The 1,085-nt window shown below is 31.2% G+C and carries 1 protein-coding gene; it reads left to right on the top strand.

Annotated elements, in window-relative coordinates:
- Positions 1-50: 50 nt before the first annotated feature.
- A partial coding sequence (locus tag FPG59_RS16275; protein ID WP_086455555.1) for a sensor histidine kinase KdpD occupies positions 51-1,085 on the top strand: 1,035 nt, incomplete at its 3' end.

Genomic DNA, 1,085 nt, shown 5'->3' on the forward strand with positions numbered 1-1,085 from the left:
TTAATTTATTTACCGATTTTTGCACTTTTGATTACTTAAAATAGATGCCTATGACGCTTTATGAAAAATTGAATGCAATTCCTTTTTTGAGAAAAAAATATGCTAGTAAATTTCTTTTTGTCGCTTTCTTAGGAATTCACATTCCGTTAATAGGAGTTTCGCTTTTTCTTCTTTTTGGAAACCAAGAATTACAACCTATGATGATTCTTGTCGTTACTTTAGTACTCACTTTACTAGCAACATTGATAACTTTATTGGTGCTAAAAAAGTTAATAAAGCCAATTGAGCTTGCCTCTAGCGCATTAGTAAATTATAGAAACAATAGAATAATACCTAATTTACCAACTCAATTTCAAGATGAAACTGGATTGTTATTAGCTAATATTCAATCCTCTATAGCAGATTACGAAGCTTATATTAATGATAAACAAGATTTAATCTATTTGTTATCGCATGATTTACGAGGCTTTGCCGCTAATGCTCAGGGGCTTTCTACATTAATATTAGATGAAAATCCGTCTGAAATAATAGCAGAGTATGCCCATTTAATCACAGATTCTACCAATCAACAACTTGCATTCATTGAAACTTTGATAACACTCATACGTGATGAAGACGAAATATCAAAAAAAGAATACTTTGCAAACCAAATAGATTTCAATGATGTTTTAAGCAAAGTATCAGGGCAGTTAGCCGCAAAATTGATTTCTAAAAACTGCACTTTGGAGTATGCAACACAGTTGCCTACCGCCTTAATTCATATAGATGAAGATTTATTAGTGCGTGTTTTAATTAACCTTACTGATAATGCTATTAAGTTTTCGTTTCCAGACAGTGTTATTAAAATCAATATGATACAAGACAGTAAAAACATACTTATTCAAGTTACAGATGCTGGTTTGGGATTTAAAAGCCAAGATTTAGAGCATTTGTTTGACAAGTTTACATCAAAAAGCCGTTTAGGGACAAATAATGAAGCTTCAACAGGAATAGGATTGTATTTGTGTAAAAAAATCATAGAAAAATACAAAGGTCACATTTATGCAGAAAGCAGTGGTGTGCATAAAGGCTCTACTTTTTCTGTT

The organism is Flavobacterium sp. FPG59 (genome assembly GCF_002150205.1).
In the GTDB taxonomy this organism is placed as follows: Bacteria; Bacteroidota; Bacteroidia; order Flavobacteriales; family Flavobacteriaceae; genus Flavobacterium.